The 25,475-nt window shown below is 57.7% G+C and carries 34 protein-coding genes and 1 tRNA gene; 23 read left to right on the top strand and 12 right to left on the bottom strand.

Annotated elements, in window-relative coordinates; translation table 11 throughout:
- The 8 genes from GOW31_RS21070 to GOW31_RS21035 form a co-directional block, all read left to right on the top strand.
- Nucleotides 1–345, top strand: a 345-nt coding sequence (locus tag GOW31_RS21070) for a tyrosine-type recombinase/integrase (protein ID WP_217356724.1), incomplete at its 5' end; no start/stop codon positions are given.
- Nucleotides 338–985 carry a hypothetical protein gene (locus GOW31_RS21065; RefSeq protein WP_171172693.1) on the top strand — a complete coding sequence of 216 codons (648 nt, stop codon included), beginning with the start codon at nt 338–340 and terminating at the stop codon, nt 983–985. The genes GOW31_RS21070 and GOW31_RS21065, both read left to right, overlap by 8 nt.
- A 119-nt stretch (nt 986–1,104) precedes the next feature.
- Nucleotides 1,105–1,311, top strand: coding sequence for a helix-turn-helix domain-containing protein (locus GOW31_RS21060; protein ID WP_171116875.1), 207 nt, complete (start codon nt 1,105–1,107; stop codon nt 1,309–1,311).
- 121 nt (nt 1,312–1,432) lie between these two features.
- Nucleotides 1,433–1,792: a hypothetical protein gene (locus GOW31_RS21055; RefSeq protein WP_171172692.1), complete on the top strand. Its 360-nt coding sequence runs from the start codon at nt 1,433–1,435 to the stop codon at nt 1,790–1,792.
- Nucleotides 1,793–1,892: 100 nt separating this feature from the next.
- A complete protein-coding gene (locus tag GOW31_RS21050) occupies nt 1,893–2,099 on the top strand; it encodes a transcriptional coactivator p15/PC4 family protein (RefSeq protein WP_171116879.1) in 207 nt (68 codons plus the stop codon).
- Entirely contained in the window at nt 2,100–2,624 is a 525-nt protein-coding gene (locus GOW31_RS21045; RefSeq protein ID WP_171116881.1) for a hypothetical protein, read from the top strand.
- A 149-nt stretch (nt 2,625–2,773) separates the two neighbouring features.
- Nucleotides 2,774–3,220 (top strand): DUF5681 domain-containing protein, encoded by a 447-nt coding sequence (locus GOW31_RS21040; RefSeq protein ID WP_171172691.1) that lies wholly within the window; start codon nt 2,774–2,776, stop codon nt 3,218–3,220.
- Entirely contained in the window at nt 3,217–3,531 is a 315-nt protein-coding gene (locus tag GOW31_RS21035) for a hypothetical protein (protein WP_171116885.1), read from the top strand. The genes GOW31_RS21040 and GOW31_RS21035 overlap by 4 nt, the downstream gene beginning before the upstream one ends.
- A 355-nt stretch (nt 3,532–3,886) precedes the next feature.
- On the opposite strand, the gene GOW31_RS21030 is transcribed toward GOW31_RS21035, so the two are convergent.
- Together GOW31_RS21030 and GOW31_RS21025 are read right to left on the bottom strand one after the other, a co-directional pair.
- A complete protein-coding gene (locus tag GOW31_RS21030; RefSeq protein WP_171172690.1) occupies nt 3,887–4,822 on the bottom strand; it encodes a mechanosensitive ion channel family protein in 936 nt (311 codons plus the stop codon).
- 55 nt (nt 4,823–4,877) lie between these two features.
- Nucleotides 4,878–5,693 (bottom strand): response regulator, encoded by an 816-nt coding sequence (locus GOW31_RS21025; protein WP_171172689.1) that lies wholly within the window; start codon nt 5,691–5,693, stop codon nt 4,878–4,880.
- Nucleotides 5,694–5,786: 93 nt separating this feature from the next.
- On the opposite strand from GOW31_RS21025, the gene GOW31_RS21020 reads away from it, so the two are divergent.
- The 4 genes from GOW31_RS21020 to GOW31_RS21005 are packed head-to-tail and all read left to right on the top strand — an operon-like array spanning nt 5,787 to nt 9,754.
- Nucleotides 5,787–5,975 carry a NepR family anti-sigma factor gene (locus tag GOW31_RS21020; protein ID WP_171172688.1) on the top strand — a complete coding sequence of 63 codons (189 nt, stop codon included), beginning with the start codon at nt 5,787–5,789 and terminating at the stop codon, nt 5,973–5,975.
- Entirely contained in the window at nt 5,968–6,513 is a 546-nt protein-coding gene (locus GOW31_RS21015; protein ID WP_171172687.1) for an RNA polymerase sigma factor, read from the top strand. Before GOW31_RS21020 ends, GOW31_RS21015 begins: the two co-directional genes overlap by 8 nt.
- 6 nt (nt 6,514–6,519) lie before the next feature.
- On the top strand, nt 6,520–8,280 hold the full coding sequence (locus tag GOW31_RS21010) for a sensor histidine kinase (protein WP_171172686.1): 1,761 nt from the start codon (nt 6,520–6,522) through the stop codon (nt 8,278–8,280).
- Complete coding sequence (locus tag GOW31_RS21005) at nt 8,258–9,754, top strand: phospholipase D family protein (RefSeq protein WP_171172685.1); 1,497 nt, start codon at nt 8,258–8,260, stop codon at nt 9,752–9,754. Before GOW31_RS21010 ends, GOW31_RS21005 begins: the two co-directional genes overlap by 23 nt.
- On the opposite strand, the gene GOW31_RS21000 is transcribed toward GOW31_RS21005, so the two are convergent.
- The 4 genes from GOW31_RS21000 to GOW31_RS20985 are packed head-to-tail and all read right to left on the bottom strand — an operon-like array spanning nt 9,751 to nt 12,416.
- On the bottom strand, nt 9,751–10,752 hold the full coding sequence (locus GOW31_RS21000; protein ID WP_171172684.1) for an AI-2E family transporter: 1,002 nt from the start codon (nt 10,750–10,752) through the stop codon (nt 9,751–9,753). The genes GOW31_RS21005 and GOW31_RS21000 overlap by 4 nt on opposite strands.
- 9 nt (nt 10,753–10,761) lie before the next feature.
- The gene (locus GOW31_RS20995; RefSeq protein ID WP_171172683.1) at nt 10,762–11,523 is read right to left on the bottom strand and encodes a DUF883 family protein; all 762 of its coding nucleotides are present in this window, start codon (nt 11,521–11,523) and stop codon (nt 10,762–10,764) included.
- Entirely contained in the window at nt 11,516–11,914 is a 399-nt protein-coding gene (locus GOW31_RS20990) for a phage holin family protein (protein ID WP_171172682.1), read from the bottom strand. Before GOW31_RS20990 ends, GOW31_RS20995 begins: the two co-directional genes overlap by 8 nt.
- Nucleotides 11,907–12,416: a hypothetical protein gene (locus tag GOW31_RS20985; protein ID WP_171172681.1), complete on the bottom strand. Its 510-nt coding sequence runs from the start codon at nt 12,414–12,416 to the stop codon at nt 11,907–11,909. The genes GOW31_RS20990 and GOW31_RS20985 overlap by 8 nt, the downstream gene beginning before the upstream one ends.
- Before the next feature lie 211 nt (nt 12,417–12,627).
- Here GOW31_RS20985 and GOW31_RS20980 point away from each other — a divergent pair, with 211 nt between their 5' ends.
- The 3 genes from GOW31_RS20980 to GOW31_RS20970 all read left to right on the top strand — a co-directional run bounded on the left by GOW31_RS20980 (nt 12,628) and on the right by GOW31_RS20970 (nt 14,265).
- A complete protein-coding gene (locus GOW31_RS20980; RefSeq protein ID WP_171116905.1) occupies nt 12,628–12,825 on the top strand; it encodes a CsbD family protein in 198 nt (65 codons plus the stop codon).
- 95 nt (nt 12,826–12,920) lie between these two features.
- Nucleotides 12,921–13,541, top strand: a complete 621-nt coding sequence (locus GOW31_RS20975) for a PRC-barrel domain-containing protein (RefSeq protein WP_171172680.1) — start codon at nt 12,921–12,923, stop codon at nt 13,539–13,541.
- Nucleotides 13,542–13,695: 154 nt separating this feature from the next.
- The gene (locus GOW31_RS20970; RefSeq protein WP_171172679.1) at nt 13,696–14,265 is read left to right on the top strand and encodes a PRC-barrel domain-containing protein; all 570 of its coding nucleotides are present in this window, start codon (nt 13,696–13,698) and stop codon (nt 14,263–14,265) included.
- Nucleotides 14,266–14,352: 87 nt separating this feature from the next.
- On the opposite strand, the gene GOW31_RS20965 is transcribed toward GOW31_RS20970, so the two are convergent.
- Nucleotides 14,353–15,102, bottom strand: a complete 750-nt coding sequence (locus GOW31_RS20965) for a Crp/Fnr family transcriptional regulator (RefSeq protein WP_171172678.1) — start codon at nt 15,100–15,102, stop codon at nt 14,353–14,355.
- A 63-nt stretch (nt 15,103–15,165) separates the two neighbouring features.
- Between GOW31_RS20965 and GOW31_RS20960 the strand changes: the two genes are divergently transcribed.
- Nucleotides 15,166–15,564 (top strand): hypothetical protein, encoded by a 399-nt coding sequence (locus tag GOW31_RS20960; RefSeq protein WP_171172677.1) that lies wholly within the window; start codon nt 15,166–15,168, stop codon nt 15,562–15,564.
- A gap of 93 nt (nt 15,565–15,657) precedes the next feature.
- Here the strand turns inward: GOW31_RS20960 and GOW31_RS20955 are convergent, their stop codons facing one another.
- Nucleotides 15,658–15,849, bottom strand: coding sequence for a PLDc N-terminal domain-containing protein (locus tag GOW31_RS20955; RefSeq protein ID WP_171172676.1), 192 nt, complete (start codon nt 15,847–15,849; stop codon nt 15,658–15,660).
- A 188-nt stretch (nt 15,850–16,037) separates the two neighbouring features.
- On the opposite strand from GOW31_RS20955, the gene GOW31_RS20950 reads away from it, so the two are divergent.
- Nucleotides 16,038–16,892: a formate/nitrite transporter family protein gene (locus GOW31_RS20950; RefSeq protein WP_171172675.1), complete on the top strand. Its 855-nt coding sequence runs from the start codon at nt 16,038–16,040 to the stop codon at nt 16,890–16,892.
- A gap of 167 nt (nt 16,893–17,059) precedes the next feature.
- Here GOW31_RS20950 and GOW31_RS20945 read toward each other — a convergent pair whose 3' ends face one another.
- Nucleotides 17,060–17,344, bottom strand: a complete 285-nt coding sequence (locus GOW31_RS20945; protein ID WP_171172674.1) for a hypothetical protein — start codon at nt 17,342–17,344, stop codon at nt 17,060–17,062.
- A 123-nt stretch (nt 17,345–17,467) separates the two neighbouring features.
- Here GOW31_RS20945 and GOW31_RS20940 point away from each other — a divergent pair, with 123 nt between their 5' ends.
- The 4 genes from GOW31_RS20940 to GOW31_RS20925 all read left to right on the top strand — a co-directional run bounded on the left by GOW31_RS20940 (nt 17,468) and on the right by GOW31_RS20925 (nt 20,375).
- Nucleotides 17,468–17,629: a DUF1328 domain-containing protein gene (locus GOW31_RS20940; RefSeq protein WP_093961673.1), complete on the top strand. Its 162-nt coding sequence runs from the start codon at nt 17,468–17,470 to the stop codon at nt 17,627–17,629.
- A gap of 51 nt (nt 17,630–17,680) precedes the next feature.
- On the top strand, nt 17,681–19,306 hold the full coding sequence (locus GOW31_RS20935; protein ID WP_171172673.1) for an acetolactate synthase large subunit: 1,626 nt from the start codon (nt 17,681–17,683) through the stop codon (nt 19,304–19,306).
- Nucleotides 19,307–19,375: 69 nt separating this feature from the next.
- Complete coding sequence (locus GOW31_RS20930; protein ID WP_171172672.1) at nt 19,376–19,876, top strand: Dps family protein; 501 nt, start codon at nt 19,376–19,378, stop codon at nt 19,874–19,876.
- 124 nt (nt 19,877–20,000) lie between these two features.
- The gene (locus tag GOW31_RS20925) at nt 20,001–20,375 is read left to right on the top strand and encodes a YidH family protein (RefSeq protein ID WP_171116923.1); all 375 of its coding nucleotides are present in this window, start codon (nt 20,001–20,003) and stop codon (nt 20,373–20,375) included.
- A 423-nt stretch (nt 20,376–20,798) separates the two neighbouring features.
- Here the strand turns inward: GOW31_RS20925 and GOW31_RS20920 are convergent.
- Nucleotides 20,799–20,874: transfer RNA gene (locus GOW31_RS20920), tRNA-Lys, on the bottom strand.
- Between the two features lie 210 nt (nt 20,875–21,084).
- Here GOW31_RS20920 and dapF point away from each other — a divergent pair.
- Nucleotides 21,085–21,927: a diaminopimelate epimerase gene (gene dapF, locus GOW31_RS20915; protein WP_171172671.1), complete on the top strand. Its 843-nt coding sequence runs from the start codon at nt 21,085–21,087 to the stop codon at nt 21,925–21,927.
- Nucleotides 21,924–23,180 (top strand): tRNA (N(6)-L-threonylcarbamoyladenosine(37)-C(2))-methylthiotransferase MtaB, encoded by a 1,257-nt coding sequence (gene mtaB, locus GOW31_RS20910; RefSeq protein WP_171172670.1) that lies wholly within the window; start codon nt 21,924–21,926, stop codon nt 23,178–23,180. The genes dapF and mtaB overlap by 4 nt, the downstream gene beginning before the upstream one ends.
- 146 nt (nt 23,181–23,326) lie before the next feature.
- On the opposite strand, the gene GOW31_RS20905 is transcribed toward mtaB, so the two are convergent.
- Together GOW31_RS20905 and petB are read right to left on the bottom strand one after the other, a co-directional pair.
- Nucleotides 23,327–24,118, bottom strand: coding sequence for a cytochrome c1 (locus tag GOW31_RS20905; RefSeq protein ID WP_152459511.1), 792 nt, complete (start codon nt 24,116–24,118; stop codon nt 23,327–23,329).
- 17 nt (nt 24,119–24,135) lie between these two features.
- The gene (gene petB / locus GOW31_RS20900) at nt 24,136–25,467 is read right to left on the bottom strand and encodes a cytochrome b (protein WP_152459512.1); all 1,332 of its coding nucleotides are present in this window, start codon (nt 25,465–25,467) and stop codon (nt 24,136–24,138) included.
- Nucleotides 25,468–25,475: the final 8 nt, after the last annotated feature.

The raw sequence follows: 25,475 nt of genomic DNA, 5'->3' as shown, positions 1-25,475 counted from the left end.
GCATCAGACTTCCTATTCACCACAACGGGCCGCACCCCAATATCTGGGTGGAGCAAAATGAAAACCCGGCTTGATAAATTGCTTGGCGATGAGTTTGAGCCGTGGCGGCTACACGATTTCAGGACGGCATTTGCAACGCACATGGCCGAACGTGGGATACCTGAATCTGTGGTTGACCGGGTGTTGAACCACGCGGCCACTGCATCAAAGGCCAGTGCTGTTGCCCGTGTTTACAATCAGGCCGAATTGCTGGCGGAGCGCGCCGTGGCGCTGGATAAATGGGCCGAGTTAGTGACGCAGGAAAGCGCGGATGTGATTGAGCTTGAGGGGCGGCAAAATGTTTAACCCAATCGGATATGTGTCTCTCTATGAGATTGCCTCAGAATACCGCAGTGCTAACGTCAGTTGGGATGATTTCGCCAACCAGATTGGTCAAGTTGGATCGGTGGCGATTTACAGTCCCGGTGAACAGCCGGTACAGGTTTCTCTAGACTTGTTAAGCATGATCCAATGGGGCGAACGGATGGAGTTTGCGTTCATTGATGCAGGCTCCGGTGTGGTCTCACTCGCCAAGATTCGAGACGCGGCAAAAGGCATGGAACCTGAGTTGTTTGTTGGTGTCGCTATTCTATTTCGCCTTGATACGGCCAATCTGACAGGGCACCAAATTTCCCTAGATTTTGCACAGAAGTTGGAACCCTTTGAAGGGCAGCAGATTATCGTATCGGACATTGAGGCAGACAGGATCCGAGTTGCACTCAAGAACCTATCTCCTAAGCCCGCCAAGCGGTTCGCAACCACTGCTGAAAGAGACGCAGCTTACAACACATTTCTTGATAGCTTCCCCGGTCGAAAACCAACTCAGAAACAACGTGAAGAATGGCGAAAGGCTCATGGTATCACTAGGGACAAAGAGCGCCAATTGTGGGATGCCTACAAGCCCGATGATGGCTCAAGGCCGGGAGTAAAGTCCAAACGCGGGTAAATCGCGCGAAAATCTATCCATATTAGTAAACGGCGCGATTGGCGCGAATTCGGCGGTATTTTCGGCGCGAATAGAGCCTGACACCCTGTGTGCATCGAAGCAACACAGAGGTGAGCAGGATGGATAGCACTACTCAAATCACCGTTAGGCCGCGCGCCACGGATATCATTGGCGCAGTTGCCTACACCGGCATGTCCCGCGCAACACTGTATGCAGAGATGAAGAAGGGGGCTCTTAAGTTTGTCAAAATCGGTGGCGCAACTCGTTTGGAATACAACGAGTTAGACCGCTGGTTTGACGAGAAATCAAAAGAGGTCGCTGCTTAAAACGAAACCCGCGCACCATGGGTCAAACATGGGCACTCGGCATTTCGTTTGTAAGTCGGTGGCTATGACTGCAAGAAATGTAACGTGTTCTGACCTAAAGCGCAAGCTTGAGGAATTGAGCATGAATACCAAAACACCCGAACTACTCGTAAGAAACGCATTGTGGGTTACCGCATGGCGTGACCTTTCGCCAGACACCGAACCGGCTGAGTACCGGGTAACCGGTGAGTCAAGTGAAACCCGCAACATCTGGGTAAGTAAGAAAAAGCGCCGCATGCTGGATTCGTTGATTGACGGCCCGGTTCACTGCGCATCGCCCTGCAGTCTGAGCCACTTCGTCATGGGTCTACGAGATGAGCAGGGCCCAAACATTAAGACGATACGGTTCGACAATGACCCAAAGGCCGGACGCAGCCGGTTTGGCGTTTACAGCCTTTTGGACAGCGTGACACGTATTGGCGGTCAGGAGTTAGCGGCATGAAAACCCGCGACCTTCAGATCCACACATTTCGTCGCAAGCATGGCCTCTCGGACTCTGCTGCACGCATCGTCGCAATGCTGTACTACGGGGAGGGCCGCTAATGGCCCTCATCACCCAGATCCCCAAGAACAGCCACGAGGAATACCGTGTCAGCCGGAATGACTTTCAGGGGCATGACCTCATCAATATCCGCGTGTTCTTCACCTCAAAAGACGGAGAGATGCTACCGGGCAAGCAAGGCGTCGCCTTCAAGGCGGAGTTGCTACCGGAATTCATAGACGCGCTTAGCAAGGCGGAGGTTGCTTAGATGGGGCGCGACAAGAGAAACGAAAAGCGCGTCGAGCATTGGACCAAGCTTGTTCGCAACATGATGGAGGAGCCCGCTTGGCGGGCCCTCTCTTCCACCGCGCAGGCCTTGTATCCATGGCTTAGGCTGGAATGGCACGGAGCGGCCAACAATAACAACGGCAGAATTTGCTTGAGCGTCAGACAAGCCGCTGACCGGTTAGGCGTGTCGTACAACACAGCCGCCAAAGGGTTTCGTGAATTACAGGCGAAGGGCTTCATCGCCGTGACGCGTCCGCCCAAACTCGGCACCAGTGGCGTCGCATCATCTCCTCTGTTTGAACTGACCGAAATTTCGCTGCCGACCGCACACGGGGAGGCAGGTCGCAGATTATACAAGCAGTGGTCTGAAGGGGCAGATTTCCCGGTCGTAAAAGCTCCAGTTCACAATCCGACTGGCAAGGGCGGAAAAACAAAACCCTGTCTTAAAAACTGCGACGAGACCGTCGTAGATTTTGCGACGAGAATGACGGAGGCGACGCAATAAATGCGACGGGCCGTATCAATATTTGCGACGAAAACGCCCGATTTCGGCAAGTCCCCCGTCGCAGTTTTTAAGACATCCTTAATCTACCAGGGGGTCTGGGGGAAACAGACACCTTCTGGACCAACAGTCCAACAAACGAGGCATAAGTAATGACGGATGAACCCGACCGAAAAAACGGAACCAATACGGACGAACGAAACCCGGATGGCACTTTTGCGACTGGCAATCCCGGCAAGCCCAGAGGAACCCGAAACCGGGTCACTCGGGCAGTAGAGGAACTGCTTGAGGGGCAATCGGAGGCAATCACGCAAAAAGCGGTTGAGTTGGCTCTCAAGGGTGACAGCACGGCCCTGCGGCTTTGTCTAGAGCGGATAGCACCCACCAGAAAGGACGCACCGGTCAATTTCGACCTTCCCCCCATCAAATCCGCATCCGACGCCTCAGAAGCCGCACAAGCGGTGCTACAAGCCGTTTCTCAGGGTGACGTGACACCTTTGGAGGGAGCGACGGTCATGGGGCTTATTGAGCAATACAGGCGGGTTCTGGAAACGACGGAACTAGAGAAACGAATAGCAGCTTTGGAGGCTTCAAAATGAGTGTTCGTAGCAGGGTGGAAAAACTGGAAAAGGACGCAGGAAACCAGTTCAAAGTCGTCGTCACTCAGGGCGAGTTCTTTGACAAGCACGGGAACCCAATTTCGACCGAAAACGGCTGGCCCCCCAATCTAAAAGAGGACGTTCATCGTGCCATAGTGAGCGTTTCGGATTCAGAGGAAACTGTCACTTTGCAACGGAGACAAGACGAGTCGGGCGCTGAGTTCATGCGTCGCTTCGACCAGACAGGCATCGAGATAGGTAAGAAGGTTGGCACGACCGTTTGCCTGCCCTGGGATGCCAAGTGGACTTAATTGCATTTTTGAGCTTCGAGCCAGCCGGAGTCTGAGCGTGAAAAGACTGATTAGGATCATATTGACCAGCTCTGGGCCTACCAAGACAGGTACTGCCGCTCAGGTTCTAGCCCAAGGATTACTATTCGTGACAATCTCCTCTGGCTTGTGTCTCTTCGTTGCCATGCTGATCTTCGGTTTTCCCAAGCATAATGGCGGACCACTTCATTGGGGGAGGATCAGGCCAACTCATTTTGGCGTTTCAGTCGCGGCAATCATTTTGGCGACTCAGCCCGATGACCGCACCTCCGTTGCTCAAACCCCTAATTTTGCCTGAAGAGTGCTGGCTTCAGGCACCTGGGGTCAACAGTCAAGGTTACTCTGCCGCGATCGCTTTTTCTCGCTGAGTCTTTTCGCCTTCAATCAACAGAGTGCGGGTCGGAAACGGAATATTGATATCCGCTTCGTCCAACGCCTCTTTGACTTTGCGCTTCATGTCCGCCTGGTATTGGAAGTAGTCCGAAGACTTGCACCACACGCGGACAAGAAAATCGACGCTGCTGCTGCCAAGATTGTTCACCTGGATGAACGGTTCGGGGTCAGCCAACGAACGGGCGTCCGACATGATCGTCTCGCGAATGACGCGCTCGGCCTCCGCCAAGTTGACGCCGTATCCAACGCCGAACGTCCACTCGGCACGACGGGTCTCGTAGACGGAATAGTTCTTGATGGTGTTTCCCCACACCTCGGCGTTGGGAACGATAACCTTGACGTTTCCCATATCGGCAATTTCGGTGTAGTTCAGAGTGATGTCTTTAACGGTTCCGAGCACGCCATTCACGTCGACGAAATCGCCGATCTTGAGCGGCCTGAACAGGATGATCATCACGCCGGCTGCAACGTTGGACAATGTGCCTTGCAACGCAAGACCAATGGCCAAACCGGCGGCACCGATCAGCGCAATGATCGACGTCGTCTGCACCCCGAACGTGTTCAGAATGAACAGCCCGGTAAACGCCAGGATCGTATAGCGCGCCAGATTGCCAAGAAAGTTGAACAACGTATCGTCCAGGCGTTCCGATTTTTCACCGACGCCCCGGATCTTCCGGCTGACATATCTTGAAATCACAAGCCCAAGCACCAACAGGATCAGCGCCGCGATCGTGTTCGCGACAAGGCCAAGAAGGGCCTCGAGCGTCAGCAGGTCGCTCAGCGATTTCCCGTCATACAGCTCGGTATTCAGAACTTGCGACAGTTCGGCCCAAACGGTGTTCGTCACGTTCTCTGCGGTCTGTGCAATCTCGTTTTCCATGGTGTTCCTCGTGTTTCATCGCCTGAGTTTTTTCTTGCAGCGCGGTCCTGCCGGGTCAGACCTCGATCACGGCGCTAGAGGCAAAGAACATGGCCTGGCTGACGGCCGATTTGACCTGTTCTTCGGTGTAGGGTTTGGAAATCAGAAAGGCGGGTTCGGGGCCTTTGCCTGTCAGAAGGCGCTCGGGGAATGCGGTGATGAAAATGACGGGGCAATCGCCGTGCTGGGCAATGATGCGGTTCACCGCATCGATTCCGCTGGATTTGTCCGCCAGCTGAATGTCCGACAGGATCAGGTCGAACGGCTCGCGCTTGGCCAGGTCAATGGCGGCGGTCTCGGTGCGTGCGACCCCGATGACCTGGTGGCCCAGGTCGGCCACCATCGTCTCAAGATCCATCGCGATGATTGCTTCGTCTTCGATGATTAAAATGCGGCCAGAAGTGTGGCGGGCCATTTCCTCGTAGGCGATATCGATCAGCTTCTGAGCCTCGGCGGGTTCTATCTGCATGATCGCGGCGATATCGCTGACCGAGAACTCTTCGACCGTGCGCAGCAGCAAGGCCTCGCGCGTGTTCGGCGTCAGGCGTGCCAGCTGGGCGTGGGCGCGCGATTGGATGTCGGAACTGTCGCCATCGGTGTCAACGGGCATTCCCGACGTTGACCATATGCCGTGAAAAACACGAAACAACGCGACCCGCGGCGCGAGATCGGCATCGAACTGGGCGGGATCTGCCAATATCGCCTCAAGCGATGCTGCGGCGTAGGCGTCGCCACTGTCCTGTGAGCCGGTGAGGGCACGGGCATAACGGCGCAGAAACGGCAGCAGCGGGCCAATTTGATCTGCGACGGAAACTCCGGTCAGCTCGGTCATCTATGTTTTCCTCATTTTTTTCACTAAACTCGGGAACCAAACGCACACTGGGGCGTTATGGTTCCAGCAAAAGTGAAAATTTCTGATGATGCCATGACAAAACCACAGCCCAGCCGAGAACATCGGCAAGAAATAGAAAAGCGGATCGACGAAAACCTCAAGCGGGCTTTCGATGAGGTTGCCAGCGAACCGGTTCCGGATCGGTTCGTCGATCTTCTCGAAAAACTGCGCAACCAGACCAGTGTTCCCAAAACGGGTGACGCGGGAGGCTCGGATGGTTGATCCCAGAGAAGAGCTTGTCGAACATATCGGCGCGATGCGTGCCTTTGCGATCAGCCTATGCCGAAACGGGGCCACGGCCGATGACATCGTGCAGGACGCATTGATCAAGGCATGGAGCAATATCGACTCGTTTCAGGAAGGCACCAACATGCGGGCGTGGTTGTTCACCATCGTCCGGAACACCTATTTTTCGCTGCACCGCAAGCGCAAGCGTGAAGTCGAGGATGTGGATGGCGCGATGGCCGAAAGCCTGTCGCAAAAGCCCGACCATGACGGACGGCTGGCGTTGAAGGATTTTGCGGTTGCATTTGACCAGCTGACGGATGAACAGCGTGAAGCGTTGGTGCTGGTCGGTGCACAAGGGTTTTCCTATGAGGAAGCAGCCGAGATGTGCGGTGTCGCCCTGGGAACGATCAAAAGCCGGGTGAACCGGGCCCGCGCGCAACTGGCCGAACTTATGGATCTGGATGACGACGAGCCCATCGAATTGACCGATGCCGTCACGGCGTCAATCGTCCAGTCGCAACCGGCGGCCTGACGATTCATGGATGCGAAGCCGCGCAGCCTGACCGTTTATCTTGCCGCGCTGGTCACCTTGGCGCTTCTGCCTTCGGGGCTGATTGCGGTATTGCAGACACGCGCCGTGATTGCCGAGGCCGACGAAAGATCGCGGGCCTCAGTTCTGGCGCGAACGATTGAAGCTGCCAGTCGGGAGCGGGAGCTACTGCAAAAAGCTGTTGGTGCAAGTTCGGGACTTACAGCCGCGCTTGCCGAGGGAGGTCTGGACAATGCCGCTTGTTCGGACCTCATGCGCCGGTTCGTTGAACGCCAGCCCGAGTTTGTATTTGCCGGGTTTAGTCAGCCAAATGGGGTCATGGCCTGCTCGACCGTCGAAAAGACCATCGATTTGTCGGACGCGCCCGGTTTCGGGCAGATCTCGGAAAATCCGCAGCTTACGTTTTCTGTCAATCGAGCCGGCGCGGCGACCGGGCAATCGGTGATCATCGTAACCCAGCCGGTCATGAACAGGACCGAGCTTGTGGGGTTTGTCTCCATCTCGATACCTCATGCGCTGGCGCGCACGCCCTTGGATGTTGGCAACATTGGTAGTGACGTGGTCATCGCCCTGTTCGACGCGACCGGAGAAGTGCTGTCATCAAATGTAGGCTTGGATGAGGTCAAACCATTCCTACCGCCCGCGAAAGAAAACCTGTTGGTTCTGTCCAGTTCCGGCAAAACATTTTCGGCTAAAACGGCCGACGGAGAGGATCGGGTTTTTGCAGTTGCCAGCATCATTCCGGGCGAAGTCGCCGTGATTGGCAGTTGGCCACGCGAGGCGGCGCTGGCCTCTGTCGGTGCAGGCAGCACTGCCCTGACCATTGCTTTTCCGATCCTGATGTGGGTGACCGGTCTGGGAGTTGCCTTGTGGGGCCTGCATCGATTGGTGATCCGGCATCTCGACAGCTTGCGTTCGGCCTTGCGTCGTTTCGCGTTGGGCGAGCGCGACCCAATTGAAAGCCTTGCAGGCGCGCCGCAGGAGTTTCAGCAGATCCAGACTGCATTCAACCGCATGGTCTTGTTGATCCGCGAGGCGGAGGCGCAACACGACCGGGACCTTGTCGAGAAAACGCTGCTGTTGCGCGAGGTGCACCATCGCGTCAAAAACAACCTGCAACTGATCGCTTCGATCATGAACATGCATTTGCGCAAGGCCGAAACCCCCGAGGCCCGGCGCTTGCTGGAACAGTTGCAGCGTCGGGTTCGCGGCTTGGCCATGGTGCACCAGACCCTGAACCAGAACTCGCAGATGACGACGATCAACACCGAGGCTCTGATCGGGCATTTGGTCGCCGAACTGGCGCATCGACCGCCAATTCTGGGTCAGGTGGTCGAGGTTGACTGCCGGATCGCGCCGGTCGAACTGGGGCAGGATCAGGCCGTCACGCTGTCGATGCTGGTGGCCGAGGCACTGACGAACGCGGTCAAATACGTAGGCGTTCCGCAGGAGGGACCGCCGACAATCTCGGTGGAATTGACCCGACCAGAGGAGAGCACCCTGCATCTGAAAATCTCCAACACGCGCGGGCAGACAGACGACGGTGCGGATCTGTTCCACAGCGGCGGGATCGGTCAACGGCTGATGCAGGCCTTCCTCCGCCAATTGGACGGTTCCGAAACCATAACCGAGACGTCATCGCATTATGTGTATGAGGTGACGTTCGATATCGCCGAAGTAGAAGGCGATAGCGAACCTCAGACCATTGCGGATGAGAGAGGCGGTGATGCCCGTGCCGCAGCAGAATGACTTTGAGGTCCTGATTACGGCCGCGCAAGCCTGGCCCGCCTTGGAAAAAGCGGTTCTTGAGGCCCGGCACCAGATCAAGGCAAGTTTTCGGATATTCGATTTCATGACACGGCTGCGCAGCGACGAGGCGCGCCAGATCGGCGATACCTGGTTTGACCTGATCGAGCATGTCATCCGCAAGGGTGTCTCGTTTCAATTGGTCATCAGCGATTTCGATCCGATCTTCGCGACCGAGTTGCACGAGCTGAGCTGGCGCACGAAACGGCAGGCGGTTGCGCTGGCGGAAATCCTGGGTCCAGAAATCGCCTCGCGCTTGACCGTTCGCGTGTCTATGCACCCGGCACAGGCTGGCGCATTGCCGTGGGCTGCGCTGTTGCCGGCGGTTCTTCGGAAAAAGGCTCAGCGGATTCAGGAGCTGTCCCGCGAACGACGCGAACGGCAGGCAGTACGGCTGGGGTCGGACACTTTACCCAGGCTTCACACCGTGTCGCACCATCAGAAAGTCGCCGTGATCGACAATGAGGTCTGCTACCTCGGCGGATTGGACTTGAACGAAAGGCGCTTTGACACACCGGATCACGACCGTCTGGCCAAAAACACCTGGTCAGACGTTCAATTGCTGGTCCGCGGACCCGAGGCCGCCGAGGCCGCGCGCCATATCGACCGGTTCGAACATGAAATCGCAACCGGACAAACGGCCCCACAGGCAACCCACCTGCGCCGCACCCTGTCCAGCCCGCGCCGGTTTGCATTCTGGCGGCTGTCTCCAAAGACCATCGCGCATGAGATCGAGGATGAGCACATAGCCGCCTTTCAAGCCGCGCGGCAACTTCTGCACATCGAGACCCAGTATTTCAGATCAACCCGGCTGGCCGAGGCCTTGGCTGAGGCGGGTCATTCCAAGCAGGATCTGAAACTGGTACTTGTTTTACCAGCCTTGCCCGAGGAAGTGGCCTTTGGCGGCCATGACGGATTGGACGCGCAATACGGGTTGGACCTGCAGGCCAAATGCCTGGAGATCATTCAGCAGGGGTTCCAAGACCGGGTTTCGGTGTCGACCCCGGTCCAACCGATTTCGGCCAGTGGGGCCGATGCCAGCGCTGAAGTTCTGAGCGGGTCTCCGATCATTCACGTTCACAACAAAGTTCTGGTGGTGGATGACCATCATGCTTTGGTCGGGTCCGCCAACCTGAACGGACGGTCTTTGCGGTGGGACACAGAAGTCGCCCTTCGGGTCACCGACCGGCAGCGGGTCGCGGTTCTGCGGCAGGCCCTGGTGGACCATTGGTGGTTCTCGGATGATCTGAGCAAACCGATCGAGCCCGATGCCATGTTCGCGTGGTGGGGGCGAGAGGTACAGGCCAACGGCGTGCGGCGCCCCGAAGCGCGCAGCGGCTTCCTGGTCCCGCATGACGCCGACGTTGCGCGCGACATGCGGCAACCGCTTCCGGGGGTAACTGAAAACATCGTTTAGGTGGGCGCGACCGGGCTCATGACCTTGGGGTTCATCAACACGCCGAACCACAGCAGGATCGGGAGTGCGACGATGGCGCCGACCGGCCCCCACAGCCAAAGCCCAAAGATGATGGCGATGAACACGACCAACGGGTTCACCTGCAGACGTTGGCCGACGAAGGCGGGTGTTACGAATTGTGCTTCAGAAAGATTGATCGCCAGGAAAACCAGGGGGGGCAACAGGGCCGCGGCTCCACCGAACTGGGTTAAACCGGCGATCAGAAGGCCGGTCAGGATCATCAGCGGGCCGAGATACAGCACAAAATTCAGAAGGCCGGCGGCCACTCCCCAGACCACGGCGTCATTGATGCCGATCAGCCCCAAGGCCACAGCCGTTACCGTCCCGAGGCCAATATTGACCAACGTCACGGCAGCGAAATAGCGATAGACCGCGCGGTCAGCCAGATACAGCCGCGCTTTCAGGGGACCGGCTGCGGCATAGAGCTCGGGCCGGGTCAAAACGAAAAAGAACAGCGTGCCGATGAAAATCAGGATCTTTGATCCGAAGTTGGGCGCCAGCCACAAGGCATCCATCACCGACGGAAGGGCGGATTCCGTTTCCGCTGCCCCATCGGCCCCGACGGTTTCCTCGATCTCGCGTCCAAGCGTTTCGATACCCCGAATGAATTCGGACATCGCGGCGACCCAAGAGCGCAACTCGCGTTTGATGGCAGGCAACTGTTCGACCAGCGTGGACAGCAATGGTTCGAGCAGAAGGAACGCCGCGACAATGACGGTGCTGGTCACGAACAACAGTGCCGAGGCGGATATCACACGTGGGCAACCGACCTTCTCAAGCTTGTCGGCAAGCGGGGCGACCACGACCCCCAAAACCAACGCAAAGGTGATCGGAGCGACGATGGACCGGGCCAGGTACAAAGCGGTGATGATGGCGATCCCGGTCAGGATCGCCAGCATTGCACGCAAGGCCGATGGAGAGCTGAAGACAGTTGGCATGGGCGCGCTTCACTGACTGCGCAAAGCGTCAGAGGCCCGATCAGCCGCGTCATCCAGCCGTGCATTGGCCGCGGCATGCAGCTTGTCCAGTTCTTCGTTGAAAACCTTTTGGGCGTGACGCATCAGCTGATCGCGCCGATGGCCCAGCAGCTCGTCCTCCTTGCGAGTGTTGGGCAGCAGAGCGCCAGCCAGAATACCTACGCCCAGCGCCAATGCGCCGGCTGCCAGCGGCTGATCATGGACGAAGGTCTGCGAGGCCTTCGCCGCCTTCCGCGCACGCTTCTCGACCGCTTGCTGCGCACCGATTGCGGCCTTGCGCGCTTCGATCACACGGGCACGGGCTTGGGGTGAGAGCTTGTCCAGACCACGTTCCAAGGCGGCGGATAGCAAGCTGGCAGATTGGCTGTGTTCAGTCATTCCGGTCATCTCCTGTTTCATGCGGCTGTCAGCGTCGGCAACACGCCGGTCAAACCCGTCGAAGGCCTGCTGCGGAGGTACGGCCTGGCGCGGGGATTGGGTGCTTTTTGCGCCAGACCCGGGACCCGCAACCAAAAGGGCTGCCCCTGCACCGAGCAGAGCAAAGGCGGCCGGGTTTTTTTGGGCCGCGGACCAGAGTTGCGCACCGATCTGCCCGCCATAGGCTTCGAGCGTCGATTTCGCCTCGTCTGCCAGGCGCGGCGGTGCCAGCGTATCCGACAGAGCATTCAGCGAGCGTGCAAGAGCGCTGCGTTCGTATGCGATCTGCGTTTCAAGAGGTGTCAGGTCAGACATGGGTCGACTCCTTCATCGCTTCGATGTCGCGCTGCAGGTTTTTCATGGCTTGCTCGGGGACCAGCGCGGTAGCCGACAGGCGGGACCGGCCAAAAAGCGCCAGGCACCCAGCAACCAGTGCCAAGCCCGCGCCAACGAGCAACGAGGCCATACCCACCGAAAAACCATTGGCGGCGATATACGCGACCAGGGATGTCGCCATGAGGTTCAGTGCGATCATCAAAAGGATCAGAGCAATGCCAAGGCAGGCCAGCCCTAAGCCCGCTCGCGTCAGGTTTCGGGACAACTCCTCCTTGGCAAGCTTTACCTCAGCCTGAAGCAAACCCGACAGATGTTTGAGCGCGTTTGCCAAAAGCCCCGGTGCAGATCGCAGATCGTTGGGGTTATGCATCGCGGCCACCATTCATTCGCGCCAACGCGCTGGTGTGGCCCGAGATATCGACCGAGGTACCATGCAGCAGCGACGGATCAATATCCCAAGGATCTGCACCAAAAGATGCGGATTGGGCCGCGCCCGTATTGCGCGCGCTCAGGAAACGGGCTGCAGCAAAACCGGCCAAGGCAGCCGATCCGACGAACAACAGCGGGTTTTCGCGGGCGAAATCAGACACCTTTCGGCTCATACTGGCCAAGTCGGCAGAGCGGACTTGCCCAGCCACAGCTTCCATGTTGTCCGCAATCCTCGACAAGACCTGATGCTGCACCGATTGGTCGGGAAATACACCGGCAGCTGCGTCGGCTGCATGAGCGGCGCTCCCAACCTCCTGCGCTGCGCTGTCCTTCAGTGATTCGGCCCGGGCCGAGGCCTCGGCGGTCACGGTGTCCTTGACCTTGCCGGCCAGATCCTGGGCATGGGCTTTTGCTTTCTCCGTGGTCTCGGTTCGACGTGGCATGGTTCGATCTCCTGTGTTGAGGTCTCGGTCCTCCAACGCATGGAAGGCGAGATTGTTCCCAAGACCAGTTCGAACGCCACTGAGGACACAGTTCGGTATCTGCCCGAACCCCCATTTTTGGGGCCAACGCAGAAATATCGCCGGTGCCCGGAACCAGTTCGAGTTTGGTGCGTTTCACTGACGGCGACGAAGCAATCGAAAGGAATTTACGATGAACTGGGACCAAATTCTTGGACGCTGGACCGAATTCAAAGGCAAGCTGATCGAGCGCTTCGGCGATTTGACCGATGATGAGATCGAGCAAGCCCGCGGAGATCGCGAGCAACTGGAAGGCATCATCCAAAAGAAATACGGAGATTCGAAAGAAGACGTTCGGGAAATCGTGGATCGCCTGATCAAGGACATGTAGCCCAAAGGTGGATGCTCACATCGCGTGGGGCGGCATCAAGTCAATGGCGCCCCACAGACTCCCAAGATCGATCCCAACAGGTAATCACGAGCGCCATGAAACTGTCTGACCTCATCAACACGCCCGTTGTCCCAGCTGGAACCGACCACGCAATTGGTCGCGTTTCCGATATCGCCATTCGCGCTGGGCAGACCGAGTTGGAGTACGTCTTGGTCAATCTGAGCGTGGCCGGAGGGAATGACCCGGTGGCGTTCACCGCCGATACGCTCGAACTTGGTGCAAGCGAGGTAGTGTGCGCGTTATCCCAACACCAAGTGAATCATCTTCGACAACGGGAAGGAGGCGAAGTTCCCCTCGCAGTGGACATCAAGGGCCTACCGCCCCTGGTTGTAGGGCTGTTCGGCAACGCGATTGCGCCGGTTGTGATGGGAGCGGTCCTGAATGACGCTCTCGGCCAACGCCCCCAACCCACGCCACCTGCTAGCAACTTCCGATGGTTTACGAAGCTGCAGGGCAACCCTGCGTTTGACTCGACTGGTGAGTTGGGCAGATTTAAGGATATTGAGTTCGACCCTGACACCAAGGCTCTGCGGTTTCTCTTGATCGACGGGCGACCAGATATCATGAGTTTTCCGTTCGCTGAGTTACGCAATATTCCCGACGACGAACACTACATGGTTCTGTCCAGATCTTCCGATCCGCTGCACCCGGTCTAAGGGTCTGTTCACGACTTGTCAAACCGCGCATTTGCGCGGTTTTTTCTTTTTAAAACAAATATTTTTGCATTTTTCTGGGAACAAGTCGCGGCGTCATTCGTTTGTTCAACAAGACCGCGGGAAACGCGGTCAGAACAGACCAAAGGAGTGAGCTATGAAACGTTTTCTGACCACAACTTCGATCGTTCTGGTGATGTCGGCATCGGCCTATGCAGAAAGCTCGAATGTCGAAGAAGTCGGCAAGAACCTGGAAGAGGCAGCCGAGGCAGCCGGTGATGCGCTGTCCAATACCGCGCAGGATATCAAGAACGCTGCGCAGAACACGGCGAAAGACGTCGACCAAGCAGCCGAAGCAACCGGTGAGTACATCAGCGAAAAAGCCGGTCAGATGGCCGATGTGGTTGACCCAACCACCATCGACATCGAGGGTTATGTCCCCGTTGCCCAAGGCACCATCCCGGCCGAAGATCTGACCGGCATGCGCGTCTATGACGTCTCGCAAGAGTGGATCGGCGAGATCGAAGAGGTCGTCGTCGACATGGACGGATCGGTCGATGGGGCCGTGATCGGCGTTGGCGGGTTCCTCGGCTTGGGGGAAAAGGATGTTCTGATCGATTTCTCGCGCGTGTCGCTGATGCGTGAAGTCAATGGTGACAACACCTATGCCTTCGTTCACGCTGACAAGGAGATGCTGAAGGATATGCCGGCCTACGAAGGGTCATAAAACGGCTCCTCAGTCGCAAAGCATGTGATCAAGCCGCCGGCCGATTTTTCGGTCGGCGGTTCTTTAATTCCTGTCCATCCGCCACGTTTAGATCAGCGGGCGCGGAACGGCTTCGGTAATTTCGACCAAGCCAAGCTCGGCTAGACCCTCAAGATCGTTAATCTGCAGCACATTGTTGGACCACTCGGCCAGACCGAGATCCTTCAGCCGGCGCAGGGTCTTGTTCGTGTGAACCAGCGACAAGCCCAACGCATCCGCAAGATCCTGCTGCCGGTAGGGCAGCGGACACTGCAAGCCTTTGGCCAATCCGACAGCCTGCGACCTTGTGTAGAAGCGGTGCAGGCTCCACGCGATCTTCTCGATCGCGCCGCGCTGGCCGACGGTTGTCAGGGCGTCGCCCAGAAAATGCTCTTCGACGGCGGCCAGGAATGTCAGGTCAAAGGCGCGATCAGGCTGGTTCTGATATAACTCGAACAGCCGCGAGCGATTGAAAACGCACAGCCGCATCGCGGTTGTCGCTTCGACCGAGTGCCGCATCTCGCCCATGACGCCAGCCTGCAGCCCGACGAGATCGCCTGGAAGCACAAAGCCTATGACCTGCCTACGACCGTTTTCCAGCGTTTTGTAGCGAACGCCCATCCCGCTCAGGACCGTGAACAGATGCGCGGATTTCGCGCCCTCGATGAACAGTTGTGTTCCGGGTTCGGCCTGCATCTCGCCGGTTTTGAAACCCTGCATGAATCGCAGGTCGTCTTCCGAAAACGGCAGGAAGACGTCCATCTGCCTCAGCGGACAGTCCGCACATGCGATCAGAGAAATTTTTCGTTGCTGTGTCATAGTTTATTGCGGCGCTGCGGGATTGCCCTACGGTGGCATCGAACAGATTTTAGGATGGTATTTATGGAAGCCTCTTCCCGCAGCGTAGCAGATGTTTTGATTGTTACGGAAAACTTTATCGAAGCAGCGGACATCAGTGACGCCATCCCCGGAGTTTCGACCGATCGCATTGTCCATATCCGCGAGCTGCACGCGGGTGGGCATTTCTGGCAGGACCCCGAATTCACCCCGGCCTTGAGCGTTCTGAGCTATCGCAGAAATGAGACGTCATTTGACGCCGTCGCGCGGCTGTTGGCCGAGCGCGGCAGTGCACTGTTGCTGTTGGACCCGTCCCCCGAGGTGCAAGCGCAACTTGAATGTGCGGCACTGATACGGCCTTTTACTGCCGCAGATCTTGCCCGCAAGATCGCAGCCATTGATTTCAGTGGGAACGGCTTGAAGATCGGCGCTGATCCTGGGTGAACTGGCACAGGGCCCATTTCACCATCTATACAATTGACTCAAAAAAAGCGCGACCGATGCCGCGCTTTTTTGTACCGACAATTTCCGCGCTGATCAGATCGCGCTGCGCGCTGCCTTCGGGCCAAAGATCAGCCAGCAGATGAAGCCGACGACCGGAAGCAACAGAACGAAAAGGACCCACAGGATTTTTGCACCGGTCGTCGCAGACGAGCCGATGATCGAAATAATGGCCCAGATCGACAAAACCAGGACGATCAGACCGCCAATGCCATATACTTCCACCATACCGAAGTTCCTTTCGAATTACTTGTCGTTGTTCCTACACGGACACAACGCGATAGGTGGCTAAAAGTTCCCGACAAAGATCTGGGTGTGATCCCAGTTCTCGCACGAGGCTTGAGGATTTTTTGCGCCTGATGGAACCAAAACGACCGGCAGAACGTTGGGTTTGAAGGTCGATACAAGGGGTCAAAATGTCCAATACACACAACGCGCCGCGAGACGATCTTGTCGAGAAAGAGAGTGAGCGCGAAGCGGTCGAAGAAGCGTCCGGGCTGTCTCCGCGCCTGATATTCGAGACCATCCGCCAAAACGGTGAGGAGGAGCTGGACCGCCCGACCAAAGCGTTGTTCTGGTCCGGGATTGCCGCTGGAGTGCTGATCAGCTTTTCGGTGCTGGGCGAAGCGATATTGCGGGCACATCTGCCCGAAACCAGCGGGCGCTTTCTGATCGAGAACCTGGGTTATTCCCTCGGCTTTGTCTTGGTCATCCTGGGGCGGATGCAGCTATTCACCGAGAACACGATTACGACCGTCGTTCCAGCCATGATAAATCCGTCCGTCGCGTGCTTCACCAAAACCGCGAGGCTGTGGGCAATCGTTCTGGGTGCCAATGTGCTGGGGGCGTTTGCGATATCTGCCTTCCTGATCCATACGCCGGTGTTGTCGCCCCAACTCGTCGCGGTCATCAACGACCTGAGCCACCACGCCACCGGCATGGGCGCCTGGGTTGGCTTTCTGCGCGGAATACCGGCGGGGATCCTGATTGCGGCGATCGTTTGGATGCTGCCTTCGGCACAGAACAACGAGGTGCTGGTCATCGTAATCTTCACTTGGATGATTGCGGCCGGCGACTTTACCCACGTCGTTGCCGGTTCGGTGGAAATGGCGGTTCTGATGCTTCAGGGGCAGTTGCCAGTAGGCACAGCCGTTTTCAGCTTTTTCCTGCCCGTTCTCGCCGGCAACATCATCGGCGGAACCGCTGTCTTCACGATGCTGGCCTACGCCCAGATCAAACCCGAAATAGAAGAAGACCCAAAGCGCGGTTGAGGCGCTTTGGGTCTTTTGGGATGGCGGATTGGTTGGCGTGGCAGTGACGAGTAGCGGTGTCAACGATTCCTGATGAAGAACCAGATCAGTAGTCCGGCCAAACCCAAGCCGAGCATGGCCGGCAAAACGTACTCGATACCCATATCGGTCGCGGTGTACCGCGTGTTCTAACCACGTTCCGCCTTGCGCAACGCGAGGCCCAGCAGGACACCCGCGCCCAACGCTCCGACCATAGCCAGACCCGGGTTCTCGCGCACAAATGCGGCACTTTTCTCGGATGTCTGTGTCAGCTGCTTTTGCGCCTCGTCGCGCGCCGTTTTCAACGTGTCGCGCGTTGCGGTAACGCCATCTTCCAAGGCTGATTTGGCCTCCTTGGCCACTTCGTCGATCCGCGCCGCCATTTCCGCATGCGGAGTGTCCTGAGGGGCCTTTTTCGCCGTTTTCTGTGTCATGTCAGATCTCCTTTCATCGACCCAACGCGGGCGCTCGCCAAAGGTTCCACCACAATGATCCGGAACCAATCTGGGGTTCCAAGCGTTGACCCGCCAGTAGTCACAGAAATGAAAGGAAATCCCATGTTGTCCTGGGCGCTGATCTTTTTCGCACTTGCAATCGTTGCTGGCATCTTCGGGTTTGGCGGCATCGCGTCGGCCTCGGCCGGTATCGCACAGATCCTTTTCGTGATCTTTCTGGTCCTGTTCATCGGTTCGCTGATCTTGCGGCTGATCCGTGGGTAAGCCCCCGCGCATCCGCACTCCCTGAAACAGTACCCCGAGGTTCAAAGCCCTATGAAAGATGCCGTCCATACCCAAACCGCTGCCGAATTTCTGATTGCCTGCCTGGAAGCCAACGGCGTGACCTGTGCATTCGGTGTTCCGGGTGAGGAAACAACCGATCTGATCGCCGCATTCGACAAGTCGAGCATCGACTTCGTCCTGTGCCGGCACGAGCAGTCGGCGGCGTTCATGGCATCGGTTCACGGTCGATTGACGGGGAACCCGGCGGTATGCCTCTCGACACTTGGACCTGGAGCGACCAATCTTGTCACCGGTGTGGCGGATGCCACGCTTGACCATGTGCCGCTGATCGCCCTCACGGGGCAGGGTGCGCGGTCCAGGCTGGGCCGCGAAAGCCATCAGATCATCGATCTCGAAGCGCTCTTCGCGCCAGTCACCAAGTTGAGCCGAACGCTGATGGTCGCGGATGAAATCCCCCAAGTCGTGGCCGAGGCCGTGCGATTGAGCAAGCTCGACAAACCCGGAGCCGTCCATCTTTCCCTGCCCGAGGATCTGGCCGAGGTCCCGATTCTGGCCGAACCTTTCGTGGCGCCGCCGCCAGCCGAGGTGCGACCGGCGGCAGATGCGGTCATCCGTTCCGCGCGCCTGCTGGCTGATGCGAAAAAGCCCTTGATCCTTGCAGGACACGGGGTCATCCGATCTGGCACCGCAAGCGACGTTCGGGCACTTGCAGAAAGCCTTTCTGCCCCGGTCGTCACGACATTCATGGCCAAAGGCGTTTTGCCTCCGGGGCACCCGCTCTCGCTGCATTCGATCGGTCAACCGGGCAAAGAATTGGTGTCTGAAGCCTTCGACCTGTGCGACCTGATCATTGCCATCGGGTTTGACCCGGTTGAATATCCACCCTCGAACATCTCGATGGGCGGTAAGAAGCCGGTTCTCGAAATCTCGGACGTGGCCTCGGCGGTTGATGTGGACTGGCCGGTAAAGGCCGCTCTGACCGGGGACCTTCCGCACTGCATCGACGTTCTGGCGAAGGCCTCGGCCGAACGTCCCGCGCAAAGCTGGTTCAAAGGTCTCCAGCGGAGGATTGACGCCTCGCTGGAAGGTGGAGCAACAGCTTCCGATGCCGCTTGTGTCGCGCCGTCGGAAATATGTAAGGCGATTTCCGAAACGCTTCGCGAAAGCGACGTTTTGCTGTCTGGCGTGGGCCTGCACAAGCTTTGGGTCGCCAGCAAGGTTCAAGCACGCCGGGCGGGTCAAATCATCATTCCGAACGGCCTGGCCGGTATGGGCCTTGCGCTGCCCGGAGCGATCGAGGCTGCCCGTCTGTTGGACGAGGGTCGGGTGATCGCCGTTTGCGGTGATGGGGACTTCCTGATGAATGTTCAGGAGATGGAGACGGCGGCCCGGTTGTGCGTGCCCGTGACTGTTCTGGTCTGGGAAGACAACGGCTATGGTCTGATCGACGAAAAACAGCCTGGTGCGCGCGAGTTTTCCTTCGGCAACCCCGATTGGGAGTCTCTGGCCCGATCCTTTGGTTGGATCTACCAAGATATCGAAAGTCTCAGCAATCTTGCTCCTGCGCTGCAGGCGGCGGCTGACGTCGCCGTTCCAACCCTGCTGCGGGTGTCGGTCGACTATTCGGCTGATGGCGGGATGCCCACCGTCAACTGATTTTTCCGCCGAAAGTGGAACCAAATCCGGTTTTGGGCGTTTCTTCCCCAGTAGAAAAAAGGAGTTGTCATGACCGACGCATTGAACGTTGTCCCGAACGAAAACCCCGTTTCCACTGGCGTGCGCGACACCGCACCTTTGGCCAAAGGTCTGGCTGATGTTCTGGCCGACACCTACCGGCTGACCTTCAAGACACATGCGTATCACTGGAACGTGGAAGGCCCTCTGTTCTATTCGATCCACAAGCTGACCGAAGAACAGTACGAAAACATGTTCGCCGCCGCTGATGAGATCGCGGAACGCATCCGCGCGCTGGGACACCTGGCGCCCTCGCGCATGTCCGACATCCTGGATTTCTCGGCCATCAAGGATCGCGAAGGGGACCTGTCCGCCGCCGACATGATCGAAGATGTGGCTGCTGATCACGAGCGGGTGGCGCACCGCCTGCACGCCCTGACCGAGCTTGCAGGAAGCCGCAAAGACGTCGTGACTGAAGATCTGGCGACCGAACGTTCGGCATTTCATGAGCAGGCAGCTTGGATGCTGCGGGCGATCTCGAAATCAAGCTGACGCGGTGACCGGGCGCGTGTGTCGTTTTGCGACCCAACTGTGCGCGTTTAAGGTCTTGGGCAGGCTTGCCGAAAAACCGGCAAGCCTGCACATTCCGATCTGGTGACTAGTCCAAAGGGCGGCAATGTCTGAAAAAAACACGAAAAGCCAAAACTTGGCCGAGGAGCGGACCGACTGGGCCGAAGACCGCACCATTTTGGCAAATGAGCGCACATTTGCGGGATGGATGAGAACCGGAATGGCATGCGTGGCCATCGCCCTTGGCCTTAAGGCCGTATTTTCCGCCGTCGAACCCGAGTGGCTGGCGAAGGCTGCAGCCACCCTTTTTGTGTTGATCTCGCTGCTAATCTACTGGGGAGCGTGGATGAACGCCCGCCGCGTGTATTCCCGATTGGAAGCGCACAGCGCCCAACCGGCATCTCGCTTCCACTTGCAATTGGTTGTTGGAAGCCTGTCCCTCGGATCAATCGCATGTTGCCTTGTGTTGTGGCTTGTCTAAGCGGGCTTGCGCCGACATCGCCTTCGTGCCAGTCAAGACCGGACTCCTGAATCTCGTGTCGATCGCGGACTAGGCGTCATACAGGGCTCTGAGCTGTCATTCCAACGACATGACGCATGTTGACTTGTGTGTCGAGGCCCGGAACGAGGCCATCATTGCACATAGCCCGCCCGCGCAAATCAATAAACACTCGCCGATGAAAGCTGGTCAGCGTTTTTGACGAAAGATGATGCAGACGCACTTCCTTTGAAGAAATGCTTAAAAAACCTGACATCAGCTAGGCTGGCTACGGGTTTGAACTAGGGTTAGAAATCAGCGGCTTTTGTCCCCCATAAGTCCCCCATTCAAAGCAGATGTTCTTGCTGAGCAAGTAGCAACACAATCGCTACAGCGCATAACACATTATTTTAACTTAGAAAAAAGTGGTGAGCCGTGCAGGATTCGAACCTGCGACCCACTGATTAAAAGTCAGTTGCTCTACCAACTGAGCTAACGGCCCACTCTTTTGTTGGATCTGTCGATCCGTGGCGCTCTTTACGGCAATTCCCCGACTGGGTTCAAGCCCTTATTTCGCGCCTCGTTTCGCCGTAACAACGCGTGTTTCCGGCAACCCGATAGGCGGCCTAATTAGGCAGGTGGCGCTGGAGGGTCAACCCCTTTTTTGAGGAATCTTCGCGACAGGGTGGATTCATGTTCGGACCGACGTTATATGCCCGCCATGCAACAGAGACTCGACACCGGACTGCCCTTCATAAAGATGCACGGGCTGGGCAATGACTTTGTCATTGTTGACGCACGCGCACAGGATGCCCCGATCACGCCGGAACTGGCCCGGGGAATCGGGCATCGGCAATTTGGTGTGGGATTCGATCAGTTGGCCGTTATCGAAAAAGGTGAAGCCGACGCGCATCTGGTGTTCTACAATTCCGATGGATCAACCTCTGCCGCCTGCGGCAACGCCACCCGCTGTATTGCACGGTTGCTTATGGATGAGACGGGGCGCTCTGCCCTGAAGCTCACCACGGAACGGGGAACCCTTCATGCGCGGGATGCCGGCGATGGGCTCACTTCGGTCAACATGGGGCACCCGCAGCTGAACTGGCGCGAAGTTCCTCTGGCAGAAGAGATGGACACGCTGGAATTGCCAATCGAAGGCACCCCTACGGCAACGGGAATGGGCAACCCGCATTGCACGTTCTTCGTTGACAACGCCGAAGCGATCCCGTTGGCAGAATTCGGCGCGCGTTACGAATACCACCCGCTTTATCCCGAACGCACTAATGTCCAGGTGGCCCAGGTCATTGGCCCGGATCACATCCGTATGCGCGTCTGGGAGCGCGGAGTAGGCATCACCTTGGCATCTGGCTCTTCGTCCTGTGCAACGGCCGTGGCTGCCGCGCGACGGGGGCGGACCGGGCGCAAGGTGCGGATTGATTTGGATGGTGGCACGCTTTGGGTCGACTGGCGCGACGATGGTGTCTGGATGACCGGCCCGACATGTCACGTTTTCTCTGGCACTCTGACGCCTGAATTTCTGAGGTCGCTGGGATGAACCCGCCCAAGTTCACCACGTTGGGCTGCCGCCTGAACGCCTATGAAACCGAGGCGATGAAAGAGCTGTCGCAACAGGCCGGTCTGACAGACGCTGTGGTGGTGAACACATGCGCAGTGACGGCTGAGGCCGTGCGCAAGGCCCGGCAGGAGATCCGCAAGCTACGGCGCGAGAATCCGAATGCCCGCCTGATCGTCACAGGCTGTGCCGCCCAGACCGAGCCCGAAACCTTTGCCCGGATGGACGAGGTCGATGCGGTCATCGGCAACACTGAAAAGATGCAGCCCGAGACCTGGAAAGGCATGGCTGCCGATTTCATCGGTCAGACCGAGGCGGTGCAGGTGGATGACATCATGTCGGTCACGGAAACGGCCGGCCATCTGATCGACGGGTTCGGCACCCGCTCGCGCGCCTATGTGCAGGTTCAGAACGGCTGTGACCACCGCTGTACCTTCTGCATCATTCCCTATGGCCGGGGCAACTCGCGAAGCGTCCCGGCCGGTGTGGTGGTGGATCAGATCAAGCGGCTTGTCGACAAGGGGTATAACGAGGTCGTGCTGACCGGGGTCGATTTGACATCCTGGGGCGCCGACCTGCCCGCAAGCCCCAAGCTGGGCGATCTTGTGATGCGCATCCTCAAGCTGGTGCCGGATTTGCCACGCCTGCGGATCAGTTCGATCGATTCGATCGAGGTTGATGAGAATCTGATGCAGGCCATCGCAACCGAACCGCGCCTGATGCCGCACCTACATCTGTCGCTACAGCATGGCGACGATCTGATTCTAAAGCGCATGAAACGCCGCCATCTGCGGTACGACGCCATCCGCTTTACAGAAGAGGCACGCAAGCTGCGCCCCGACATGACCTTTGGTGCGGATATCATCGCAGGCTTCCCGACCGAGTCCGAAGCGCATTTCGAAAACTCGCTGAAGCTGATCACCGACTGCGACCTGACCTGGCTGCATGTCTTCCCCTATTCCAAGCGTGAAGGCACACCGGCAGCCCGCATACCGCAGCAGGTGAATGGAACGGTCATCAAGGATCGCGCCGCCCGCTTGCGCGCAGCAGGCGACGCTCAGGTCGCAAAGCACTTGTCACAACAAATCGGCAAAACCCATCACATCCTGATGGAAAACGCCCATATGGGCCGGACCGAACAGTTCACCGAGGTTTCGTTCAAAGCACCTCAACCCGAAGGCCAGATCGTGCGCGCTGCTATAACCGGGCGGACCATGACCCAACTCACGGCCTGATTCCCTTCATCAGGCAAGAAAGACCCCGGGGAAGAACTGGCCAATGGCCAAGAAGAGGGGCAAGGGCCCTGTGACCCCTTCTGGAAACAAAAACCCCCGCAACCGGGTGGCGCGGGGATTTCAATTTATGCTTACTGAAAAGGGTCTCAGTCTTCTTTACGAAGTTTACCCTTATGAGGAGCCCACAGGCGCTTGTTGACCAAATAGAGAAGCACCGACAGAACGGTCAGGAAAATCACGCCGACAAAGCCAGCGTTCTTGCGCTCCATCATCTTCGGCTCGGCCGCCCACATCAGGAACGCCGAGACGTCCTCTGACATGTGTTCGACAGAGTTCGAGTGCCCGTCAGCAAACTCGACCTGTTCATCCGCCAGCGGCGGTGCCATCGAAATCCAGCCACCGGGGAAGGCCTTGTTTTCGTAGAGGACAGTTCCTGCCTCTTCCTTCTCTTCACCAGTATAGCCGTCCAGCAGTGAGGCGATGTACTCGGCTCCGCCCATGCCTTTGACCAGCTGATTGATGCCCAGACCGTAAGGTCCGTGGAAGCCCGCGCGGGCCTTGGCCATCAGGCTCAGGTCCGGTGCGCCGACACCGTTGTTGGCCGGGAAGTGGTCAGTCGGAATCGCCGGGCGGAAATCGTCCAGCTCGGGATCGAACACTTCGAAGTTGTCAGCCGCATAGGCGATGACTTCTTCTTCTGAATAGCCCAGCGCTTCCAGATCGCGCAGAGGCACGTATTGCAGACCGTGGCAGGCTGCGCAGACCTCGGTATAGATCTGAAGGCCGCGCTGCAGCTGATGCTGGTCCCAGGTACCGAAGGGTCCTTCGAACGAGAAGTCGAAGTCTTCGATATGCTGCTCACCCCCACCTGCTGCAATGGATGCAACAGGGGTCAGGGCCAAGGCAAACGCGGCGCCGATTGCAAGTTTCTTGAACATGTTTCCGGTCCCTCTTCTTACTCGGCCGGCGTGGCTTTGGCGTCAGCCTTGCCATAATGCGCGTTGAAGTCTTCTTCGATGGTCTCGGGCTGTGCCAGAGGCTTCTCGATCACTCCGAGGATCGGTAGAATCACGAAGAAATAGGCGAACCAGTAGGCGGACGCGATCAGCGAGAAGGTCGCATAGGGCTCTTCCGCGGGCATCGCACCCAGCCACATCAGGGCAAAGAAGTCGATGACCAGCAGGTAGAACCACCATTTGAACATCGGACGGTACTTACCCGAACGCACGTTAGACGTGTCCAGCCAGGGCGCCAGCGCCATGGCCAGGATCGCGCCGAACATCGCAAGAACACCGAAGAACTTGGCATCGATGATACCGCCGGTGATGAAGCTGGCGAATTGAACGACCCAGACCTCACCGGTGAACGCGCGCAGGATCGCGTAGAACGGCAGGAAGTACCATTCGGGAACGATGTGTGCAGGTGTCACCAGAGGGTTGGCTTCGATGTAGTTGTCGGGGTGGCCCAGATAGTTCGGCATAAAGCCCACGACGGCCCAGAACACGACCAGGATAACGGCCAGGGCGAAGAGATCCTTGATCACGAAGTACGGCCAGAACGGCAGCGTGTCTTTCTCGGCCTCAGCTTTCGAGCCCCGGCGCACTTCGACACCTGTCGGGTTGTTGTTGCCGGTGGTGTGGAAGGCCCAGATATGCACCACAACCAATGCCGCAATGATAAACGGCAGCAGATAGTGCAACGAGAAGAAGCGGTTCAGCGTGGCGTTGTCCACGGCGGGCCCGCCCAGCAACCAGGTCTGAAGCGCGTCACCAACAAACGGGATCGCACCAAACAGGCCGGTGATCACGGTCGCACCCCAGAAGGACATCTGACCCCAGGGCAGAACATAGCCCATGAAGGCGGTGCCCATCATCATCAGGTAGATCAGCATACCAATGATCCACGTGATCTCACGCGGGGCTTTGTACGAGCCATAGTACAAGCCGCGGAACATGTGGATGTAAACCGCCACAAAGAACAGCGATGCGCCATTCATGTGCAGATAGCGGATAAAGTGACCGCCATTCACGTTGCGCATGATGTGCTCGATGCTGGCAAAGGCCAGATCAACATGCGGGGTATAGTGCATCACCAAAACGATACCGGTGATGATTTGCAGCGCCAGGCAGAACGCCAGAACGATGCCCCAGATCCACCACCAGTTCAGGTTCTTGGGGGTCGGGATCATAAGGGTATCGTACAGCAGGCCAACAATCGGCAGACGGCTGTTCAGCCACTTCTCGCCGTTTGTCTTCGGCTCGTAATGATCGTGGGGAATTCCGGACATAAGTTTGG

It is taken from the genome of Ruegeria sp. HKCCA0370 (genome assembly GCF_013033705.1).
Taxonomy (GTDB): Bacteria; Pseudomonadota; Alphaproteobacteria; order Rhodobacterales; family Rhodobacteraceae; genus Ruegeria.
Note: the sequence above shows the minus strand (reverse complement) of the source record. Positions and strands in the feature narration are given on the sequence as shown.

Excerpts from the sequence above, each read along its gene's own strand:
- GOW31_RS21065 (WP_171172693.1), top strand. The coding sequence starts at position 338 with ATGTTTAACCCAATCGGATATGTGTCTCTCTATGAGATTGCCTCAGAA.
- GOW31_RS21060 (WP_171116875.1), top strand. The coding sequence starts at position 1,105 with ATGGATAGCACTACTCAAATCACCGTTAGGCCGCGCGCCACGGATATC.
- GOW31_RS21055 (WP_171172692.1), top strand. The coding sequence starts at position 1,433 with ATGAATACCAAAACACCCGAACTACTCGTAAGAAACGCATTGTGGGTT.
- GOW31_RS21050 (WP_171116879.1), top strand. The coding sequence starts at position 1,893 with ATGGCCCTCATCACCCAGATCCCCAAGAACAGCCACGAGGAATACCGT.
- GOW31_RS21045 (WP_171116881.1), top strand. The coding sequence starts at position 2,100 with ATGGGGCGCGACAAGAGAAACGAAAAGCGCGTCGAGCATTGGACCAAG.
- GOW31_RS21040 (WP_171172691.1), top strand. The coding sequence starts at position 2,774 with ATGACGGATGAACCCGACCGAAAAAACGGAACCAATACGGACGAACGA.
- GOW31_RS21035 (WP_171116885.1), top strand. The coding sequence starts at position 3,217 with ATGAGTGTTCGTAGCAGGGTGGAAAAACTGGAAAAGGACGCAGGAAAC.
- GOW31_RS21030 (WP_171172690.1), bottom strand. The coding sequence starts at position 4,822 with ATGGAAAACGAGATTGCACAGACCGCAGAGAACGTGACGAACACCGTT.
- GOW31_RS21025 (WP_171172689.1), bottom strand. The coding sequence starts at position 5,693 with ATGACCGAGCTGACCGGAGTTTCCGTCGCAGATCAAATTGGCCCGCTG.
- GOW31_RS21020 (WP_171172688.1), top strand. The coding sequence starts at position 5,787 with ATGACAAAACCACAGCCCAGCCGAGAACATCGGCAAGAAATAGAAAAG.
- GOW31_RS21015 (WP_171172687.1), top strand. The coding sequence starts at position 5,968 with ATGGTTGATCCCAGAGAAGAGCTTGTCGAACATATCGGCGCGATGCGT.
- GOW31_RS21010 (WP_171172686.1), top strand. The coding sequence starts at position 6,520 with ATGGATGCGAAGCCGCGCAGCCTGACCGTTTATCTTGCCGCGCTGGTC.
- GOW31_RS21005 (WP_171172685.1), top strand. The coding sequence starts at position 8,258 with ATGCCCGTGCCGCAGCAGAATGACTTTGAGGTCCTGATTACGGCCGCG.
- GOW31_RS21000 (WP_171172684.1), bottom strand. The coding sequence starts at position 10,752 with ATGCCAACTGTCTTCAGCTCTCCATCGGCCTTGCGTGCAATGCTGGCG.
- GOW31_RS20995 (WP_171172683.1), bottom strand. The coding sequence starts at position 11,523 with ATGTCTGACCTGACACCTCTTGAAACGCAGATCGCATACGAACGCAGC.
- GOW31_RS20990 (WP_171172682.1), bottom strand. The coding sequence starts at position 11,914 with ATGCATAACCCCAACGATCTGCGATCTGCACCGGGGCTTTTGGCAAAC.
- GOW31_RS20985 (WP_171172681.1), bottom strand. The coding sequence starts at position 12,416 with ATGCCACGTCGAACCGAGACCACGGAGAAAGCAAAAGCCCATGCCCAG.
- GOW31_RS20980 (WP_171116905.1), top strand. The coding sequence starts at position 12,628 with ATGAACTGGGACCAAATTCTTGGACGCTGGACCGAATTCAAAGGCAAG.
- GOW31_RS20975 (WP_171172680.1), top strand. The coding sequence starts at position 12,921 with ATGAAACTGTCTGACCTCATCAACACGCCCGTTGTCCCAGCTGGAACC.
- GOW31_RS20970 (WP_171172679.1), top strand. The coding sequence starts at position 13,696 with ATGAAACGTTTTCTGACCACAACTTCGATCGTTCTGGTGATGTCGGCA.
- GOW31_RS20965 (WP_171172678.1), bottom strand. The coding sequence starts at position 15,102 with ATGACACAGCAACGAAAAATTTCTCTGATCGCATGTGCGGACTGTCCG.
- GOW31_RS20960 (WP_171172677.1), top strand. The coding sequence starts at position 15,166 with ATGGAAGCCTCTTCCCGCAGCGTAGCAGATGTTTTGATTGTTACGGAA.
- GOW31_RS20955 (WP_171172676.1), bottom strand. The coding sequence starts at position 15,849 with ATGGTGGAAGTATATGGCATTGGCGGTCTGATCGTCCTGGTTTTGTCG.
- GOW31_RS20950 (WP_171172675.1), top strand. The coding sequence starts at position 16,038 with ATGTCCAATACACACAACGCGCCGCGAGACGATCTTGTCGAGAAAGAG.
- GOW31_RS20945 (WP_171172674.1), bottom strand. The coding sequence starts at position 17,344 with ATGACACAGAAAACGGCGAAAAAGGCCCCTCAGGACACTCCGCATGCG.
- GOW31_RS20940 (WP_093961673.1), top strand. The coding sequence starts at position 17,468 with ATGTTGTCCTGGGCGCTGATCTTTTTCGCACTTGCAATCGTTGCTGGC.
- GOW31_RS20935 (WP_171172673.1), top strand. The coding sequence starts at position 17,681 with ATGAAAGATGCCGTCCATACCCAAACCGCTGCCGAATTTCTGATTGCC.
- GOW31_RS20930 (WP_171172672.1), top strand. The coding sequence starts at position 19,376 with ATGACCGACGCATTGAACGTTGTCCCGAACGAAAACCCCGTTTCCACT.
- GOW31_RS20925 (WP_171116923.1), top strand. The coding sequence starts at position 20,001 with ATGTCTGAAAAAAACACGAAAAGCCAAAACTTGGCCGAGGAGCGGACC.
- dapF (WP_171172671.1), top strand. The coding sequence starts at position 21,085 with ATGCCCGCCATGCAACAGAGACTCGACACCGGACTGCCCTTCATAAAG.
- mtaB (WP_171172670.1), top strand. The coding sequence starts at position 21,924 with ATGAACCCGCCCAAGTTCACCACGTTGGGCTGCCGCCTGAACGCCTAT.
- GOW31_RS20905 (WP_152459511.1), bottom strand. The coding sequence starts at position 24,118 with ATGTTCAAGAAACTTGCAATCGGCGCCGCGTTTGCCTTGGCCCTGACC.
- petB (WP_152459512.1), bottom strand. The coding sequence starts at position 25,467 with ATGTCCGGAATTCCCCACGATCATTACGAGCCGAAGACAAACGGCGAG.